The organism is Nostoc sp. CmiVER01, from assembly GCF_034531135.2.
Taxonomy (GTDB): Bacteria; Cyanobacteriota; Cyanobacteriia; order Cyanobacteriales; family Nostocaceae; genus Nostoc.
Window position 1 is genome coordinate 29,712 of the sequence record NZ_JAVRBU020000028.1, and the last position, 19,528, is coordinate 49,239.

Genomic DNA, 19,528 nt, shown 5'->3' on the forward strand with positions numbered 1-19,528 from the left:
GTTAAGGCTGATGTGCTACTAGGATGCGATGCGTTGCGTTGAGTCGTATGACTCGCTTATTATATCAAGTAAATCGAATAATTTTATTCTCGGAACTTGTGTGCGTTAATATATTTTCGTTAATATATTTTCTTAATCTCGCCTGAACTCCATTTTGGCAAAGTGGTCTTGCAGCAGTTTATGGATGAAGCGGTAGCGACCACCTACACGCTGGAGCAATACGCGCTCGGTGCTGTAGTTGAGGAAACGGGCGTAGTCCCAGGGGATGTAACCGTTATGGTAGAGAATAAGGCGTAGCGTGAAGTGTTGAATGCAGGTTATACCACCAAAACTCAGCCCAGTAGTAAGCCCTCCATACAGCCCAATAACAAGCCCTCCATACAGCCCATTAAACAGCCCATTAAACAGCCCAATAGTAAGCCCTGCAATCAGCCCAAAAAAAACAGTATTGTAGGTAGATTTCCAAATACCTTGATTAGGATATTTTTTATTTTCTATAATATCAACCTGCCTTCCAATCAGCCCTCCATTAAACCCATAAATCAGCCCTCCAATCACCACTCCAATCACCGCATAAGTTAGCCCTTTATTCAGCCCATTAGGTAGCCCTTCAAACAGCCAATTAGTAAGCACTGCAAACAGCCCACCAGTTAGCCCCAAAGTCATAGAAATTATATTTTCTTGATTTATTTTTTTGATAAAAACTTTTTCATTTATATCTATTGTCACATTATTTGTAATCTGAAGAAAAATCAAACCTGCCATCATCAGCCCATCAAACCCTCCACTCAGCCAAAAAATTAGCCCTTTATACAGCCCAGAAATTAGCCCTGCTATCAGCCAAAAAATCAGCCTATAGCTAAATCTTTTAGATTTTTTAATCCAGTTGGGCTGCATTTCTTCAATCAAAAACTCCGTTTTCGATTCTCGCTGCATTTGTTGAGCTAACCAAACAAGCCACATTCGCGTTTGTCTAGCATTAGGAGTTTTGTTCTTCAAATACGCCCTACTGTTAATGTCCCGTGTCAACATCTGCCCTACATAGGCATCTAGCAAATACTGATGACGTTCTGCTGTAGAGTTCAAATGCTGCCATTGTTCAACATTTATTTCTTGAAATGCTACAACAGTAATGCTGAGTAGTAAGGGAGTTTTAACCAAGTCTAGTAAATCTAAATCGCTACTGATGGTTGACCAAACTCCTATAGAATTTATAGAGGTTAGATAATCACAAATTTGATTGGTGGTTAAATTCTGTAAGTATATAGCACCGTTAATTTGTAATTGAGTAGCGTAGTTCCTATATTCCTCACTCCGACTACCAACAACTAGATAAAGAGGTTTAATTTCGCTTGTTAAAAACTGATTAATTACATCAACACAAATTTCTTGACGCTGTGGCTCAAGTTCATCCAGACCATCAAGCAATGGTAGTAATTGTTTATTATCTACCCAGTCTTTACCAAGTTTGATTGGGACACAATGTTTAGATTTAAGTTCAGCCACTAACCAATCAGCTAGAGGTTGTCGGTCATCTTTCCATGAGGACAGGTTGAATAAAACGGGAACGGGATAATCAGGCTGTTCTTCTGCACGGCTAACTAAAGCTTGAGCCAGTTCTAATTGTGTGGTAGTCTTGCCTGACCCAGGCTCACCTAAAATTAACAATTTACCAGCAATTTCTGTTGAATCAAAAACTTGCAAAATTGTTGTGGTATCTGGGAGAGGTACAGCAGGCTTTAAGCCAATTTTTATTTCAGCATCCCAAGGTCTTTTTACTTGTTGCGGTTGTGATTCCTTCCCCAAATTAATCAGCACGGCATTGTGTAGAGACTGCCTTAATCGTGCTGTAACTTCCTGTTTTACGTCTGCAAGTAATAACCGTTGATTGTGTTCTCGTGCGGGATTTCCTACGGGTGCTAGCTGTTGACCAAAGATTAATTCCTTGACGACGAGCATCAAGTTGTTATTACCCTGAACTACTGTGTTGCCATCCCCCAGAACAGATTGGTTATCATTACCCTGAACGGCTCGGTTTTGATTACCTTGAACTACATTTTGAGGTATGGAACTATCAGCCTGCTGCCTTGAGCTTGCATCAGGCTGTTGTGGTTCAGAGTTATCAGGTGGCTGGTGACTCATAATTCAGTTTTATAACCCCAATAGGTGAGAACCAGCAGCCATGCCTAACCAAGTTGCAACTTTCACAATAATCGGTTTAGCTATTGTCCAGACTTTCTGACCAGCTTCCACGCCCTTACTCGTTTTTTCAAGTGTTTCTGCCACAGTTCCCAAACGCTCTAACGCACGTTGTTTATTTGGTTCTTCTTTGTCTGTGGCTTTCTTCGCTGCACTCAAGTCTTCAATTACTTCTTCTTTAGTGTCGGCTGGAAGTTCTGCACCTTTAATTAAAGTTTCCAGTTGCGCCAGTAACTTGACAACATCTTCTTTAGTGAGAGATTCAGAGGTTTCTGCACCCACTTGGTTATGTTGCGTCACCTGATTACCATCACCAAGCACACCTTGGTTATTCTCACCTTGAATTGCGCGGTTGTTATCGCCTTGAACGTTATTAACGTTTCCACCTACAGAACCACCAACTGAAAAGCCACTGGGATTATTAGTCATAGTACCTACCTATTCTACATTTGAATAAAAACTAGGGCTAGTAGCGCATTTCTATTTTGGATACAGATATACCATAAGCAATTCCAGAATTTTAACGGTTTAAGTTAATTTTCTATTTCTTCCGTCAGAATTTAATGTAAATTGCAAGTCATAAATACCATAGTACGAGGTGCAACCTTAACAGGGGGTGTATATCATTATCAAGTGCGTGAATTTTCAACAGAGTGTAAACCTGCTGTTTTTAAACGGTAAAATCATTAACTAGTTTGAAGAAACAATTTTGAGAGAATCTCACCTAAGAAGTATCAAAATTGTTTCTTTACCCAATAATTAGAGAAATATTATGTACTTTGCAGATTTATCTGACCTGGAGAAACATAAAAACAAGTTTGGAATGATTCAACTTAGTTCTAGCGAATCCTTACAGATTCTTAAGAAGTTTGCCTAGACGTAATCGATTTTTTGAACCATTGATCACAAGAAAAAAATGGTGTTAGGAATCAATGGCTCAAAAAATAAATAGAATTGTGCCCCAGACTCTTATTAGACAACTTAGTGTCCATCCGCTTGTTCAGGGCTTGGGGTTGAAACTTTCAAGTTGTCTCCCTGCTTGCTCACTGAAAAGTCCGGCTCATTTTTGCTACTTTGAGCAAGACCAGCAGCACCAGCTATTGCTGTTCCTGCAAGTCCAAGCCCCGCAGAGAATTGGCCTGCATCCTTTCCGTTTGGCGAGACTATAACAGCAACAGCAATGACTGCTCCAATCGTTGCTATAAACATGGGGGTTATAGCTCGAATTACTTCTGGGGTGAGAGATTTCATAGAGGTAAGTTATGGAATTGATTTGTTCATGGAGTAAATACACGGCATCAAATTCAAATTCCAGAATCTTATCGCCAGAATCTTCATCGCCACAGCTTCGGAAACCGTCTACACCCTCTGTGTAGACATGAAAGAGATAGTGAGGCGGTAACGCAGAGATATCAGTTAGAAACGGCGATCGCTTTGTTTCAACAAGGAATGAGCCTATACCAAACTCTCTCAACTTAATCTCCAGAAGAAAAGGGAGCAAGCAAAGGACTAGATAAATTTTCATAAATGCCGGAACCTGATTGAGCATTCCCAAATTGGGAATGGGCATTAATTCTTTAAACTGGATATGAATTATTTAATGCACAATATGAGATTTTTGGCTCTGTGCGGCGGTTATTGGCTTATTCGTTAATTCTCAGAATTGTTAATCAAATTGCTCCTATCAGCGTATGTTTCCAGATGCGATAAATTCAGCTTCAGGAATCGCACACTTGTAAATCTTTAATCAATTAAATTACTATATCGATGAAACAGGTATTGGGCTGGCATACTCAAGCAATCGCTCCCATCCCCAGAGCCATGCAGTTTTTACAAGGATCTCTTTACCATTGCTGAATTTTATAAATTCTCCACCTCCCTCAAAAAATACATCAACAACCAACTGATTCCGCACATCGCGTCCCCACATTTTTTCTGCCGCATTCCACCAGCGTTGCCCAGGTGAAGAGAACATCTCCCTTTCTAAATATTCATCGCGCCATGCTTTCGGCTTCCAATTATCCTGTAGCGCACGGATTAATAAAGCATTGGGGAAAATCTCTTTCTCATGTTCGCTCAACCACAGGGCATATTCAATTGCACTTCGCAAGGCATCCTCTAAGTCATACGAACAACCTTCAAGTGCATCTTGGACTTCGGCATCTGCAAAATTCACATCGATAGTTACCAGCGCTGGTTCGTATTTTTTAAATACCTCGTACTCAACCGATTCAAAATCCCAAAACCACATAGTACACCCTTAACTATGTTGAACTCCATTTCTAGTAGATTACTATCATAATTATCTTGCAACAAGAGATTTAGTTAAAAAGAAGATTATGGTCTTAAATTTATCTCACCCGGAAAAAAACAGTAACAAGTTTGGTGTAATTCAATTTGATTTCAGCCGCAAGGTGGACTTTCTGATCTCTCTACTAGCTAAAACGGATATCAGATTTTCTCCCTTTGATTATCATGTCCCCCAGGTAACGAGTTATCTGATTACACTTGATGAGTGGCGCTCTTGGCTCAATCAAACCCTTGCTAAGGACGATCCTCGATGGTATTGGCGAGTTGACGATATCGTATCTGAAGCTCAAAAGGAGGTTGACGATTGTCGTCAAATGTTCTCTCCTGAGCTAATTGAAAATGACGATTGTCGTCAAATGTTCTCTCCTGAGCTAATTGAAAATTTAGATTGGTCAGCTATTCGTGAAATTTATGTTAAACGGATAACTTGGTTTGATCAGCAGTATCGGCAAGTAGCCCAGGAATACTCAACTCCCCTTCAGGATGGAATAGAAGAAGAATGGATGCAAGATACCAGAATAATTGAGGCGTGGGAGGTTTACCAAAGTACCCTTAAGCGTAATCCCAATATACATGAATTGCTTCATACACCTACTAACTATCCAAGTGGCGAGATTGATTCAATATACAAAGTTTACTTTGTAAATTATCCAGAAGTTGTTAAATGTAGTATTGGCATCAACACAATTATCGGTATACCTAAAGAAGCAGGGTTTAACATTCAATCGGTAATTGATGAAATTGAACGACTTGTTAGGGAGTAGTAAGCGAAGGCTAGTATATTGTTTTTAAGCTTTAATTTAAACAGATGATAACAAGCGATGACTCGACTATTGGAGATATAATTACTGGCTCATCCAGCTGTATTGACTTTGCCTTCTGGGTACTCGTACAAGACGGACTGCAAGTGCCCCCGTTCGATAAACACACTGGCGGTAATCGAATTCTTCAGTCTCTTGGGATGACACAAAAATCTTGGCACGAGTGGCTAAGACGCATACTAATTGGGCATGATACCCGACTACTTGGGCACGTACCAGATATCGATGCTGAAATTGAACGATATATAAACGCAGAGAAGGAAGCATTTGATGGTGGTCGTGAGCATGATCCAGATAACATCATTTGTGATGAACTTTGGTGTGAGCAAAAATCTCTTGTTTATCGAGCAATGTTAAATCGCAAACAAGAGGTTTATATTGAAGCGCTTGCCGATTATCCCGGCATGGATCTAAAGTTTATTCAAGAGAATAAAGCGCCGCAGTTATGGCAGGATAATCCAGAAATACAGGGAATACTAAACCAACTGTGGAGTGATTATGAACCACTAAAATACTCAAATAAATTCATCGAGTCAGTTTTGATTACTCCGAGAATGTGGGACATAGAAGAAAAGCCTCCGACATTGAAGCATCGAGAAATGTATCTTGTAGATTATCCGTATGAAGTAGAACTATTTGTAGAGCCGATATTTGCTATTGTCGCAATCCCTAACCGTCCAGTTCATCGGACAGATTTAGACCGAAGAATGTTCAATATTCTTCAAAACTCATAAACTTGGAAGCGTTAGGGGAACGGGCATTAATTCTTTCAACTGGATATTAATTTTTTAACGCACAATATGCGATTTTTGGCTCTGTGCGGCGGTTATTGGCTTATTCGTCATTCTCAGAATTGTTAATCAAATTGCTCCCATCAGTAAAAATACTATTGTGTCTATTGACAATTAGGATTAAAAAATCTGACCATAATCAAGCTAATGTGTCTGGAAATAATACCCTAGTATTTAAAGAAGTTAGGTTAAAAAAAACAGTCTAGTCAAAAACTTCATACAAGATTACCGCTAACTTGTATGTTTAAAAGCCTATTAAACTTTTATAGCATCAGAAGTCTATTTACCGCGTTACTCTAATTACTTCACAATATAAATATGTTTTTTTTCTAAAGGTTACTTTTAAATCTTGTCAATTGTTGTACACAGTATGCCAAGCTATGGTTGTAAATAAATCTTTGCATACCTGTTTACTAATAGTCGGTTTGTGTTAATAACTAAGTCCCGGCTTGAATTGCACATGTTTTACTAAGGAAGTTGTGTCCTCAAAAGAGGCGATGATTAATTACTAAACTAGCACTTTAGTTGAGCAAAGTATTTTATCAAATTTTATTACTAAATAATTCAGTACTTACAAGAGGTTTGTAATGGAAAGCCCTGATGCATTCTTGATTAATAACGTGTCTTCGTACAGTCTGGATGGAGGACTCACAAAGTCTTTATTAGACAGTGCATCTTTGAGTTCGGCTTTAGATAATAATTCTAGCAAAACAGCCTCTGTTTCTTTTGGATTCGACCATCTCTCAATATCAGATACAGCAGTAGCTTCTCCTCAGCCCGATTTCCTTGATAACGATAACTCACTGTTGTTCCAGCAATCAACTTTGACTGCTTCTGTACCATCCAAACCACTTACTGGCAGTAATATCACCAATTACAGCACAACAAACTTTGATCCACTTACAGGAAGGAGGCATTTTGCCTCCCTAGTTAACATTCCCAGTAATGACTCGCTTAGTGATTCCCTGATTTCAGTCGGAAAGTTTGGTGACTTCGATGGTCACCAAGATTTTCAGTTAGCCATCACAGATGCGTTGGGTAATCCAGAAACCTTTTCTCTATCGGGCGATGGCATAGGTGAAGTATTTAGAAACTCTAGTTTTGAGCAAATTATTTTCACAGGTACTAATGCATCAACAATAGTCCAAATATCTGCATTCAATAATATTAAATTTGGCAACTATACTGGTTCTTCACTTCAGGTTCAAACGAAAGGTAGTATCAGTGCTGGGAATATTACACTGAAAAATACTGCTTCTTCTAGCAACCCTGGACTTAATTTGCAGTCAGGATTAAGTGGTATACAAAATTCCATTGGTAGTTACACGGTCACTGATCTGGGTACCTTGCCTGGACGGAGCTATAGCTCCGTCTCGGACATTAACGACTTTGGTCAAGTCGTTGGTAGCTCTTATGGCATTGGTAACTTTAGTCATGCTTTTCTCTATAATGATGGACAGATGACTGACTTGGGTACCCTACCTGGGCAGAACTTTAGCGATGCCACGGCCATTAATAACTCTGGTCAAATTGTTGGTAGCTCCGGCTACTATGGACATGCTTTTCTCTACAGTGATAGTCATCTGACTGACCTCGGTACTATTAATGGTTTCAGCAGTGCCAAAGCCATTAATAACTCTGGTCAGATTGTTGGAAGTTCTTATGGAAATGATGGCTTTCTACATACCTTCCTATACAGCGATGGCAAAATGACTGACTTAGGCACTTTCGGTGGCAGGTACAGCAATGTCAATGCCATTAATGACTCCGTACAAATCGTTGGTCAGTTCCAAACTAATGAATACAAAAGACATGCCTTTCTCTACAGTGATGGCAAGACGATTGACTTAGGCACTCTTGGTGGCAGCTTCAGCAATGCCAATGCCATTAATAACTCTGGTCAAATTGTCGGATCTTCCGATCGGAATGATTACTCGACACATGCCTTTCTCTACAGTGATGGCAAGATGGTTGACTTAGGTACTCCCTTTGGAGACAGCCAAAGCTATGGCTATGATATTAACGATTCTGGTCAAGTCGTTGGTTTCTCTGAAAATGATAATGGTTTAGAACACGCTTTCCTATATAGTGATGGTCACATGACTGACCTCAACGGTTTGATTCCGAAAGAATCAGGCTGGACTTTAGAGGGGGCAATAGCTATTAATAACAAAGCGCAAATTGTAGGATATGGCAGCATTGGAGAACAAGATCACGCTTTCCTTCTTAACCCCATTTCTACAACAGCAACACCCAAGGATGGCATTACTGTAGGCAATATTTCTACTCAAGGTGGCTCTGTCTTCTTGCAGGGACTTAAGATTAATCTCACTGGCTCCAATGTTGTCACCAAAGGCGGCAATATTACTTTTGATGGCCCGACAATCCTCAATAGCAGTACTGGTGCTTACACTTTTAACTCTGCTAAATCTACTGTCACTTCTAAGGGCGGCGATATTACCTTCAAAAATACTCTCGATAGTAACAGTGCAGGTGCTTCATCCCTCAGTCTGACAGGAGGTTTGGGCAATATTACTTTCAATAATGCAGTTGGTGGTCATGCTAGCCTTAAGGACTTGACGGTTAATAGTACTAAAACTTTCACGGCTAATGGTGATATCACTAGTCAAGGCAATATTACTCTAAATGCTATTGATGACATTACCACAGCTTCTTTGTCTACTGCTGACTCAGGTAATGTAAATATTTCTTTAGGTAAAATTGGTGATAAAAAGTACGATTCTAAAGGCGATGTCACTACTGGTAATATCACTGCTAAACAAGTAGATATTTTGAGTGATGGAGCTTTTAGAACACAGGGTGATATTCAAACCAAAGATGGTGATGTAAATATTACTGCTCTTAAAGATGTTGTTGTTCACAACATTACTTCCACAAACGCTGGAATTAGTCTGATTAGTGCTACTAAGGCTATTACTGCCACTGGGGAAATTATTGGTGATTATGGTGTAACTGCTCTAGCCAAACAGAACATCACCACCGAGAAAATTAAGTCTGCCAATGATGTAGTTCTTCTTAACTCCAGTCAGGGTGCAGTTACTGTCAATGGTGCAATTACCAGTAATAGTGATGTTTCTCTTGGGGCTTTTAAAGATGTAGTTACTCAAGATATTACATCACTTGATGGTGCAGTTGCTTTGATTAGCAGTAGTGGTAATGTTAAAGCCCAAGGTGCGATCGCTAGCGTTGATAATGTGACTCTTGGTGCTACTCAAGATGTACTTGCTCAAAACATTGTATCAGCATTCGGTACAGTTGCTTTAGTTAGCAGTAAAGGCAGTGTCACTACCACTGACATTAATAGTGGTAGTCAAGTAGCTATACAAGCTGACCAGAACGTGACTACAGATAAAATCAGTTCGCAGTGGGGTAAAGTTGCCCTAATTGCCAAGCAAGGTACTGTTACTACACAAGGCGATATTACAACCAATAACGGTGATATATATCTCTCTTCTGTTGGCAATGTTATTAGCCAAAACATCATCTCAAACGGTGGAGTAATTGCGATCGCCAGTTCTCAGGGAGCAGTTACAACTGGGTATCTCCGCTCTGACGGAAATAACACTGGTGGCAAAATTTACGTACAAGCTGATGGCTCGGTTAGAGTTACTGGTTCTGTCCAGATTAACAATGCTAACTACAGCATCTACACTGGTGTCAAGAAAAAAGGATTGATTAGTATTGCTTACGACAGCGGCGTTCTTAAATCTAATAAGTCCAAGTTCCTTATTGGGGATGCAAGTATTAATGGTACCGCAGCAGGCATTTACGGCCCTTATGCATTCGATGATGAAGGTATAATACCTAAACTTATTAAATCTACTGGTGTTCTATTATATCAAGTAATAGAGGAAATCTTCAAAGGAAATGATAATCAACCTACAAAAGATCCATCAAATGCAGCTGATACAAATCCGATTACAGGAAAAGCTTACGGCAGTAACAAAAAAGAACGTGAGCTAGTTGAGCAATTAAACACAGCACAGCAGAGAAGGTTGAATGTGCTTATCCATAACAAAAACAATCCAGAGAGGATAACAGAACAAGAGGTTTTCACTAAAGGTAAAGTAGATTCTGATCATGGATGCTTTAATCTTGAATTAGATCGGCACTTAGGTGGTTATGAAGATCATGATGACTACGCTACTTGGGTTACGGGGTCTAAAGGTGACTTCCTTGTAATAGCGCGGAATTCATTTGCAAATTTTGCTTTTTATGACGGCATAGTTAAAAATCAAGGAAAAGCATTCCTATTGAACGAGCAACCCCTTGGCTCCGTGGCGGAAGTAAAGACAGCTCAGTACTTTTTAATCAAAGCCGAAAATCGTCAACAACTAACTCCTGAAGAGCGGTATAAACAAGTAGAACTAGAAAAAGAAATTTATTACAGGCATTTGGTAGCCAAGTTGTGTGAACTTAAATTCTTCATTTCTTTTGACAATCAAAAGGTTGCTATAGCAGCTTCTAGGTTGTATGAAACCACATATCCAGATGTCGATATTATGTATATACTACCTCGTAGACCTGCGGATGTGTAGCGTTCTTAGTATGTGAATATCATCATTGCACTGTAAGTCTGGTTTCCCAAACAGAACACTAGCCTTACAGAAGATTACTTCCCATCAAAGGTTGCTCACTATCTCCTTTGACTACTACCGCATCGCTTCCCTAGCTATTCCAGCACCGACAAAGCCAAGTTTGAAATTAAGCATAAGCTAGTGATGCGTGAGACTTTAATAATTTTAACTATAGGAGGTTGGAAGTGTTTATTGAGTTCCGAAATTACACTACCTGTATCCAGTCAAATAATTTAGATTCAATCGAACTCGCTATAACTCGGATCTTGGAGCTTGAAGGTTGCCGTCGCATTTCCCAACCACCTCAACGGTTATCAAATGAGGAACTAAGCTATACTCCCTGGCTGCTGTTGCCCGAACTATGGATTGTTGCACTGTTCGTTGGCGCTTCGGGATGGACTATAGTGAAAACTCAACCGAATGAACTACTATGCCGTCGTGCGAGGGGTGCTTCTCGCCCTCGCCTATCAGAACTAGCTATGCAAATTGATTGCAATGCTTTTCACTTCGGCGCATACGGTCACAATGGTATCCTTCTGGAAGCAGATGCTATGGGTCAGACGTTTATTTCTGGTACAGTTGACCGTATAGAAGAAGAAGAAAACCAGTTTTATGAGGAAGAGATTAATAGACGTGAACGCTCACAGTTCTTCTTACTAGATATGCCAGAGGAAATACAGGCAGTTGTGAAACCTCCTTCTCCCGAACAGCAACAGGAGAAAGACAGAAGGCTGTCAGAATTAGATATGTTGATAGGAACCGAGGAGGAGCCATTTGATGCCCAATTTGAAATTGCAGAATTACTCAAGGGACATTATCGGCGAATAGATGAAGCTTTAGAGCCTCTGCTGGGGGGTTCCCCCTCTTATTGGCATCTCTGGAAGAATAATTTGTTTTATCTAGCTTACACCCAGCAACAGCAACTTGCTGCGGACGGGGCACGGTTGCTGTATTTCCAACCTGCCGAACATTATCGGCAACTTGACCCTCTGTACGAAATTCAAGGATACTATTAAGATTTCTGTGCTTGTTAGTTTGCAAATAGCCGAGGGCGCTCTGCTGACAGCCATGTTCAGTAAATTAGGTCGGCGATTAATAAACCATAGACTCTGCGATCGCCAGCCATTGTTGTATCTCCTTCAACTACTGAGTTGCCGTCACCTTGGACATTATTGGCATTACCGCTTACTGAACCACCAACTGAAAATCCGCCGGGGTTGCTAGTCATAGTACCAACCTCTTCTACTTGGATGTTTGAATAAAAGCTAGGACGCTCCAGCGCCGTCATTACCATATTCTCTAATCTGCGAATCTGATTATCTTTTTCTGCTAACAGTAATTTAATTTCTCCTTCTGGTAAACCCTTAAGCTGATTATAAGTGTCAAAATATTCTGCACTCAGTTCAGACTTATCAGCCGTAGATGCGGTTTTGGCACGAAGTAAAAACTTATCTTCACCTCGCACTTCCATGCCAACAATTCGTAAATCCGCCTCTGGGTGATTCTCTGCTAACTGCTTGAACGAGATGGCGATCGCTCTTGGGTCAACACCTTGATTATGGTAAGTGGCTGTGGTTCCAAACCAATTTTTTCTAAATCTTTTTTCTTAACCATAGTTTGTACGTGTCTATGAACTTGCGCTAGCCTCAGATATAGCAGCAGCTTAACTATCCTCTTTAGAAATATACTGCGCTTTAAATCTTTCGTCAAAAACATTATCAACTAAACCTTTAAAAAGCGGATGCTCCCGAATTCCATCAAAGTCTGGGTCAGTTTTAGCAAGTTCCCAGAATCTATCTGGTTCACATTTTATTGATTTTTGTAAATTTTTAGTTGCCAAAGCTACATTACTTTGCAGCGCATAACAACAAGCTTTGTTGTACCAGTAATCAGGATAGTCCGACTTGATTTCAATTGCTTTGTTGTAGACAACTAACGCTTCTTCATATCTTTGTAATTCCATTAAAGCGACACCTTTATAATTCCAAGCGTCGGTATTATCTGATTTGAGTTGAATAACTTTGTCATAAGAAGCGATCGCATCTTCATACCGATGTAAGTAATAAAGTGCATTACCACGATCTAGCCAAAAACCATAAAAGTCAGAATAGATAGCGATTGCTCGTTCATAAGAGTCTACAGCTGCTTGATAATCTTGCTGTATTCCTAAGGCTTTTCCTCGTAACCACCAAGTATTGCTGTCATCTGGTCTAATTGCAATCACTTTGTCATAAACAGCGATCGCTCTATCATAACGCTGTAATAAAGCCAGAATTTCGGCTTGATTAGACCAAGCTTGGTAGAAATCTGACTGGATGGCGATCGCTTGGTCGTATGCTGCTAAAGCTTCTTCGTATTTTTCTAAATCTTTAAGAACAATCCCTTGGTAATACCAAATTTCTGAATCGTCAGATTTAATTAAGAGTGCTTTTTCGTAGGCAGTAATTGCCTCTGCATATCTTTGTAAGCAATAAAGCGAATAACCACGCCGAAACCAAGCCTTAGCGTAGTCTGGTTGAATTTGAATAGCTTGGTCAAAGGAGGCGATCGCTTCCTCATGCTTATTTAAAAAATAAAGCGCATAGCCTCGCCAATACCAAGCATCAGCATTTTTAGGTTGCTTTTTAACAATTTTGTTGTAGCAGGTGATAGCCTGCTCGTATTTTTGCGAAGAAAATAACTGATCGCCTTGACGCTGTAAATCTTGGTTTTTATCTCTAAATATCCATAACAGCAAAATTATTCCTATAACTAAATACTGTGAAGACTGGCTAAATATCCGACCAGCTATAAAGGCTAAGTCCAGAGGAACACCCAAAAATTGATTAATTTCGTTAGTAAAATTCCATAAAAATCTATTGAAAGGTCTAGCAAACCATAACAGACCAATCAGCACCAAAATTCCATATTTCCTAAACTTGTTAAATTGCTGTTGAATTGGTTTTGGTAACCACGGCTCAATAATTCCATAGCCATCAAGGCCAGGAATAGGTAATAAATTAATTAAAACTATATATGTATTCAGAGAAATTATATAAGCTAGTGAAATAATAAAAAGAAACAAAACCGAATTTTGACTTTGTAGCCTCAAGGAATACCAACCCAATTGAAAAGGCAGGGCCAGTAAGCAAGCTAAAATCACATTCGCAATCGGGCCAGCAGCAGAAACAGCACTTTTCCATTTGCGATCGCGTAATCGATTTTGATTAATATAAACTGCTCCTCCAGGTAGAGCAATACTACCAATGAGGAGAAAAAATAGTGGGATCACCAAACTCAAACTCGGCTCGGTATATTTGAGTGGGTTTAAGGTTAAATATCCCTTATCTTTAACGGAAGTATCGCCACCCCAATATGCTAGTAGTGCATGACCAAATTCATGCAAACATAAAGACAATATCCAACCAAGACAGATAAAAACAGCTATTAACCACATGATTTTAATTCGTCATTCATAATTAATATAAATTGTATATTGACAAATTAAATGGTGTCCTGGTTATTTTCACCCACTTGGGAATTAAAATTATCTCTGCGGATTACTGCTAATGGACTCAGAAATTGAATTCAGCGCATTCCGAATTTCAGTTCTCATAGCCCTAGCTTTTGCTCGAATATCTGATGAATGCTCTTGCAACTTAGTCAACGAGCTATTTATTTGAGTAAGATAATTTAGCGATAATTTTATTTGCTGTACCTGCGCTTCTATAACAGCACAGTCTATCTGTAAGTTATAGGTTGGCTGAGACGCTAATTGCTGCTGGACAATAAGGAATTGGATAGCAAGACTGAGACTTTCGTAAGTAGTTGCTACCCACTGCCCCTGCTCACAAGTTCCTATTCCCCAACCACCAATTTCTTGCGCTAAACCTTCACGGCTACGACTTAAAAAAATAGCCGCATTTGCTTCTCGTTTCATCATTGCCTTGGTTAATTGCTCAGAAATTCTTTTACGCCCCCAGCTTGCAGAGTCCCTATTCCTAACCTCAATTACTAATGATAAATCCACGCTTGCTATTGAGTTGGCATTGAATTTAAGAAGAATATCACCTGGTTGCTTGTCCTTTCCAATATGAGTAATTTCAGCCCCGTATAATTTCGCCCACGGCTCTAATTCTGCAACAACAGCTTCTTCAAAACTCGCCCCCTTTGCGATCGTTTGCTCCAGCGTCAACTCAATCAGTTCTTTTTCTCGAACTTGTTGTGCAAGCTTCTCCACCTCATCGGCCAATGGTTTTACTGCTTCTGTAACAACTGCCCTAACGGACTTAGCCAAAACGCTATTCTCTGCGGTTATATTTGTGATCGCTGCCGAAAATACACCCTGCAAGGAATCGGTTCGGTTCTCATCCAGCAAGTTTTGGATTTTCTGTACAGCACTGCCAAACACTGAGGTTTCTTGTGAGGGATTAAATTCCTGATTGAGAAAATCACTCACGGCTTTTATTTGTGCATCCATTACTGCTGTAGTAAGGTTGATTTGACCCTGTAAAGGAGCTAAGAGTTGACCTTCGCTTGTACCAATTTTATTAGCCAATTGTGCTGAAATAGTGTTTGGTATTTCATTTACAGCTTGATATAATTCATTTAATAAAGCATTAAATTGTTGTTTGACAAATTGGGTATCATTAAGATTTTCAGTTCTTTGGAGACAGAAAAAGCCCATTTCAAATGCTTTAACACAAGCAGCTTCATGCTCATAATCTGGCACTTGATGCAGATAATCACTCGCTTCAAACAGGCGAATTTGTAAATTTCTGATAACAATGCAGTCGTCTCTTAGTTCTATTTGGGGCGGAATTCTCGACATTGTTGCTCCAGATTAATATTTTGACAGTTGTTGCTAAACAGGGAACATCCCGATTGTTATATTTGGTGGCTAAGGGGGATTTTATTATCAATAAACAGCCATGCTATCGAGAATCGATTAATCCTCAAAATTTATTGGTCTATCTTTGAAATGCTGGTGAATTTTGAAAGCCTCAAACCAAGGTGGTAGGGTATGCTCAACATCTTCTAGTTTGTTTCCTCTGGCATCTACTAAACCATGCTTGATGACTACCCTAGACAATGGTTTTTCACCATCGGCTGTAAATTTCTCAATTAAAATGCTGCCAGCTTTTCTCATAGCGGCTGTACCCTCTCCAAAAGCCTCATTTGTTCCCAGGTGAGTAACCCCAATAAATTTTTCCTTGGCCTTCCTAGTATCCGAAAAGGTTGATTTTATAAAGCGCTTAACAGTGTCTTCATCCATATCTTTTAAATGGGTGAATTCATCAAGTAAGAATTGTTCAGCTTGCTGATCATCTAAATTTTGCCCAATCCGCTCTAATCTGCGCTCGTAGGTGTTTTGAAGAACTTCAATAATTGCTGAATCGTTGTCAGCCTTTAATTGGGATTCTAGCAATGCCCAAACTTTGCTGTTAGCTCCATTGAGATGTCGATCAGCAATTCTAAAAACTGGGATACCTAAGCAGTATTTGCGAATTAGCCCAATGGCTACAGAAGTGTTAGTTTTGCCCGTGCCTTGCTCTCCAATAATCCATAAGGGTTTGGATGCTTTGAGAACAGCCCATAACCAACCATCTTCGTGAGATTTGAGCGCATCGACCAAGCTGGTTTTTAATGCCTCATCTGTAGTTATTTGAGTAGTTTTAGAGTCCTGCTTGCTGTTTTGAATCTTATTTAATTCCTTTGTCACTTTCGCAATGGTCAGCCGATTATCTATGATTTGTTTATCTAACTCGGATAAATTTAAATCGTGATTTTTAAGCGCAAGTTCACCCTGCAACCGACCGTTAATCTCATCCAACGCTAATTCATTGGGTGACTTCATAGCCTCTATCGTCTCTGTCCTATTACGGGCGATCGCTTCTTTAGTTATCCTGCTTTGCTGCTCTTTTGAGAATTTAGTTAAATCTAAATGGTTATCGACTATCAAATCGTTCTCAAATGCTTTAATTTTTAGCAATGAAAATTGGCTATGAATAGCTGATTCTTGGCTACCTGTAAGTGTCTTAGAGACACCATAAGCAGTTAAGAGCGCGATTGTACCAGCTAAACCATATAAAGGTGCATTAGGGGATTCAGCAGGTAATATACGTAATGTTTTTACATGCTCATCAAAAGTTAAGTTCCTGCGCTCCTGTTCTATCATCCAGGAAATACCACGCTTAATTTGCTCACCCTTGCAAGGTTGGTTATTAGCTGAGAAACAGAACAATGTTTCACTGTACTTGCTGGCATCATTCCAGAGTGGCAAAGTTAAACTCAGTCCTCCAATCAGCAAAAAACCAATACCAACTGTGGCAATCTTGCGCTCTGTTTTGAATCGCTCATTAAAAGCTTCTATCTCTTGCATAGAATTATAAGTAGGAATCCCAAAAAAATAATCACTGGGAAGTAAACATTAAGCAGGAGTAGCACGTATTGGATGAATGAGAGTATTTGAATATCCAACCCAGCCCGTTTACCCCAAGAGGTAATGTGCTTAAGGTTTTCAGCAGTGTTTACAGCATCCGTAAACAGGTTATTTACAGCAAATATTCCCAGGATAATTCCGCCTATAACTGTTAAAAAGTTTCTTTCTCTATACATTTGGTTTTTTTCTTAAAGGAATTGTTATCACCCAGATCGCAATTAATCCCAATCCGAATATCACTGGTGTTAGTACCCCCGATGGAATTGTGAAAGTATTTGTATTTTGTGATGATTTAATTTCTGAGTAAGTTTGTTGGATCTGGATTTCGGTAAACTTAACTTCTGTGACGATTTTTTGTGTAGAGTTCCACCCAATTACTCCACCGATTGCGAGTTTACCTAGTGCTACCAATGGTTTGGCATGACTCAATGACCAACGTTCCGAACTTAACTCAAAGTGAAAACTTTCACCACAATCGATCAATCCTGGCAATAGTGCCAATATCATAGACATTGCAAGGATAATACTGATTGATATTTGCAACGAGAATAACAACCAAGCCAGCGATGCTGATCCAACTTGGCAGGATAGAAATAGCAAGCCACTATCTATACGTTTCCTAGTCTCAATATCAGCGTACAGTTTGGATTCAATATGCTGTAAATACCGCGCTGTCTCTTGGTTAACCCCCACACTGTTATCGTGATCCAGTTGGTTATCTAGTTCATCATTGTTGGGTGGTAGCATGAGAATACTAAACTTGATTGTGAGGAATATCTGAGCAGTTCACTGTTGCTCAAATATTTGTTTTTGAATTAGAATCCTAATGCTGATTTAATAGCTGTGAACTTCTCAACCAGTACTCCGCGTACTGTATTAGGTTGATATTTTTTCTGAGTTATCAAATCAAATCGAGCATCATCACCACGATTCAGCGCTTCACTCATTACCTTAGATTGATAAGCTTCATTGGCAGTTATTTGCTTAACTTCAGGTCTGTTCGATTGGTCGATTAGATTAGCTTGGTTATCAACTCCTACCAAGTAAGCATCGATATAACCCTTAATCTGGGTGTAATTCATCTGGTAGTTATGACGCTGATTCTCGGTGTGACGAGCATTTATATATTCAGCAGCTAGCTCACTGCGTTTATGACCATACTGAGCATTTGCAAGCGTGGCGTTCATTGTTGCCTTATCAATCTCGATCGCACTCTTACCAGCATTTACCAATACCTCAGAAATGGCTTTATTTTGGGCAGTAGTGCCGTTTATTATTTGATGATATGCTTCAGCTAGTTTAGGTGCGAATTCTACTGATAATCTGCCTTGCCGTGCTAGCTCTCCAATTCTCTGGGCGCTGGTAACGTCCCCCATCATTGCATTTGTAAAATCATCCAGACTTACACCAAACTTAGTCTTGAGAACTTGGTTAATCCTCCGTGCTTTGGGTGTGACATGATTTTTCAGTTTCAGTTGAGAATTATTTTTCACCATTTTGGTAACTCCTTCGGTATTTCTAAATATTTATTTGGGTCTACAAAATCCCTGTACTCTATCCGCTTAACTCGGAATTGTGATAGCCTCCAGTCATCGTAGGTTTGTAGGATGAATAGTAAACTGGCAATAGCTACAATGATTATTCCTGCTCTATAAGGATTAAAGTTGATTGTGTAGCCTTCACCCTGTTTTACTGGGTAATGCGAATCTTGATAAGATATTGACTTTTGAACTTTTGATATTTTGGCGGATACCTCCTATATCCGCTTTGACATTAGTTGAGAAATTTTCTACTTTCTGATTTAACCTAGCCGCCCTATCCGCTATGTGCGATCGCACAGCATCAGCATTGGTATCTAAGGCGCTCTCCGCCTCATTAAATCGATGATCTACATAGCCTTTAATGGCAGTCGTTACGCCGGTTAAAAAACTTGCATAATCATTGAAAACATCATCAACATTATCGGCAACTAGTAAACATTCTTGTTCACTCAGTTCAAAGCCCAGTGCCAGAGATTGAGTAGATACCAATGCTTGTTTGTCAGCATTGGTTACAGCTAGCGAATGACTATTATTAGTTTCTGGTAGGGCGTAGTTTACCACCGTAGGCATCGCGTTTACTGTTTTCTCCTGTGTAAAGATTTCAGACTCTTGGTGCTGGGTGAGGGGTTCTTGGACGGGGGATGCATAGTTTACTATTTCAGTTGATTGGTGGTCTTGGGTGATAGCCTTAATCACTTCTGCGCGAACATCACTACTCCAATCAGTTTCGTAGTTGGGGTACAACTCTAAAATTTTTGATTCAATAGCTGCTGCTGAAACTTCTAAGGCATTATTTTTGAGAGTGCGGCGGATAGAGTCTACTTTGTTTTTCAAGCATTTGCTCATG

At 39.7% G+C, this 19,528-nt stretch carries 15 protein-coding genes; 4 read left to right on the forward strand and 11 right to left on the reverse strand.

Translation table 11 applies throughout. From position 1 onward, the window contains the following. Nucleotides 1-132 precede the first annotated feature (132 nt). The 4 genes from RMZ43_RS33005 to RMZ43_RS33020 all read right to left on the reverse strand — a co-directional run bounded on the left by RMZ43_RS33005 (nucleotide 133) and on the right by RMZ43_RS33020 (nucleotide 4,450). Nucleotides 133-2,142, reverse strand: a complete 2,010-nt coding sequence (locus RMZ43_RS33005; RefSeq protein ID WP_322655842.1) for an NACHT domain-containing protein — start codon at nucleotides 2,140-2,142, stop codon at nucleotides 133-135. A gap of 9 nt (nucleotides 2,143-2,151) precedes the next feature. Then, entirely contained in the window at nucleotides 2,152-2,628 is a 477-nt protein-coding gene (locus RMZ43_RS33010; RefSeq protein WP_322651688.1) for a hypothetical protein, read from the reverse strand. 552 nt (nucleotides 2,629-3,180) lie between these two features. After that, on the reverse strand, nucleotides 3,181-3,450 hold the full coding sequence (locus RMZ43_RS33015; RefSeq protein WP_322651689.1) for a hypothetical protein: 270 nt from the start codon (nucleotides 3,448-3,450) through the stop codon (nucleotides 3,181-3,183). A gap of 508 nt (nucleotides 3,451-3,958) precedes the next feature. Further along, a complete protein-coding gene (locus RMZ43_RS33020; protein ID WP_322651690.1) occupies nucleotides 3,959-4,450 on the reverse strand; it encodes a hypothetical protein in 492 nt (163 codons plus the stop codon). Between the two features lie 88 nt (nucleotides 4,451-4,538). Between RMZ43_RS33020 and RMZ43_RS33025 the strand changes: the two genes are divergently transcribed. From RMZ43_RS33025 to RMZ43_RS33040, 4 genes are all read left to right on the forward strand, one after another. Then, nucleotides 4,539-5,273, forward strand: coding sequence for a hypothetical protein (locus tag RMZ43_RS33025; RefSeq protein WP_322651691.1), 735 nt, complete (start codon nucleotides 4,539-4,541; stop codon nucleotides 5,271-5,273). 44 nt (nucleotides 5,274-5,317) lie between these two features. After that, complete coding sequence (locus RMZ43_RS33030) at nucleotides 5,318-6,064, forward strand: hypothetical protein (RefSeq protein WP_322651692.1); 747 nt, start codon at nucleotides 5,318-5,320, stop codon at nucleotides 6,062-6,064. 644 nt (nucleotides 6,065-6,708) lie between these two features. Beyond that, entirely contained in the window at nucleotides 6,709-10,680 is a 3,972-nt protein-coding gene (locus RMZ43_RS33035; protein WP_322655843.1) for a DUF3466 family protein, read from the forward strand. Nucleotides 10,681-10,904: 224 nt separating this feature from the next. Beyond that, on the forward strand, nucleotides 10,905-11,735 hold the full coding sequence (locus tag RMZ43_RS33040; RefSeq protein WP_322651694.1) for a hypothetical protein: 831 nt from the start codon (nucleotides 10,905-10,907) through the stop codon (nucleotides 11,733-11,735). Nucleotides 11,736-11,791: 56 nt separating this feature from the next. Here RMZ43_RS33040 and RMZ43_RS33045 read toward each other — a convergent pair whose 3' ends face one another. The 7 genes from RMZ43_RS33045 to RMZ43_RS33075 all read right to left on the reverse strand — a co-directional run bounded on the left by RMZ43_RS33045 (nucleotide 11,792) and on the right by RMZ43_RS33075 (nucleotide 19,527). Further along, entirely contained in the window at nucleotides 11,792-12,190 is a 399-nt protein-coding gene (locus RMZ43_RS33045) for a hypothetical protein (protein WP_322651695.1), read from the reverse strand. Between the two features lie 192 nt (nucleotides 12,191-12,382). Continuing rightward, nucleotides 12,383-14,155 (reverse strand): tetratricopeptide repeat protein, encoded by a 1,773-nt coding sequence (locus RMZ43_RS33050; protein ID WP_322651696.1) that lies wholly within the window; start codon nucleotides 14,153-14,155, stop codon nucleotides 12,383-12,385. A gap of 90 nt (nucleotides 14,156-14,245) precedes the next feature. Continuing rightward, nucleotides 14,246-15,529, reverse strand: coding sequence for a hypothetical protein (locus tag RMZ43_RS33055; protein ID WP_322651697.1), 1,284 nt, complete (start codon nucleotides 15,527-15,529; stop codon nucleotides 14,246-14,248). A 117-nt stretch (nucleotides 15,530-15,646) separates the two neighbouring features. Then, on the reverse strand, nucleotides 15,647-17,080 hold the full coding sequence (locus tag RMZ43_RS33060; protein WP_322651698.1) for a hypothetical protein: 1,434 nt from the start codon (nucleotides 17,078-17,080) through the stop codon (nucleotides 15,647-15,649). A 228-nt stretch (nucleotides 17,081-17,308) separates the two neighbouring features. After that, nucleotides 17,309-17,887, reverse strand: a complete 579-nt coding sequence (locus RMZ43_RS33065; RefSeq protein ID WP_322655844.1) for a hypothetical protein — start codon at nucleotides 17,885-17,887, stop codon at nucleotides 17,309-17,311. Nucleotides 17,888-17,955: 68 nt separating this feature from the next. Further along, nucleotides 17,956-18,636, reverse strand: coding sequence for a hypothetical protein (locus tag RMZ43_RS33070; RefSeq protein ID WP_322655845.1), 681 nt, complete (start codon nucleotides 18,634-18,636; stop codon nucleotides 17,956-17,958). Nucleotides 18,637-18,819: 183 nt separating this feature from the next. Next, nucleotides 18,820-19,527 (reverse strand): hypothetical protein, encoded by a 708-nt coding sequence (locus RMZ43_RS33075; RefSeq protein ID WP_428850961.1) that lies wholly within the window; start codon nucleotides 19,525-19,527, stop codon nucleotides 18,820-18,822. Between the last annotated feature and the right edge of the window lies 1 nt (nucleotide 19,528).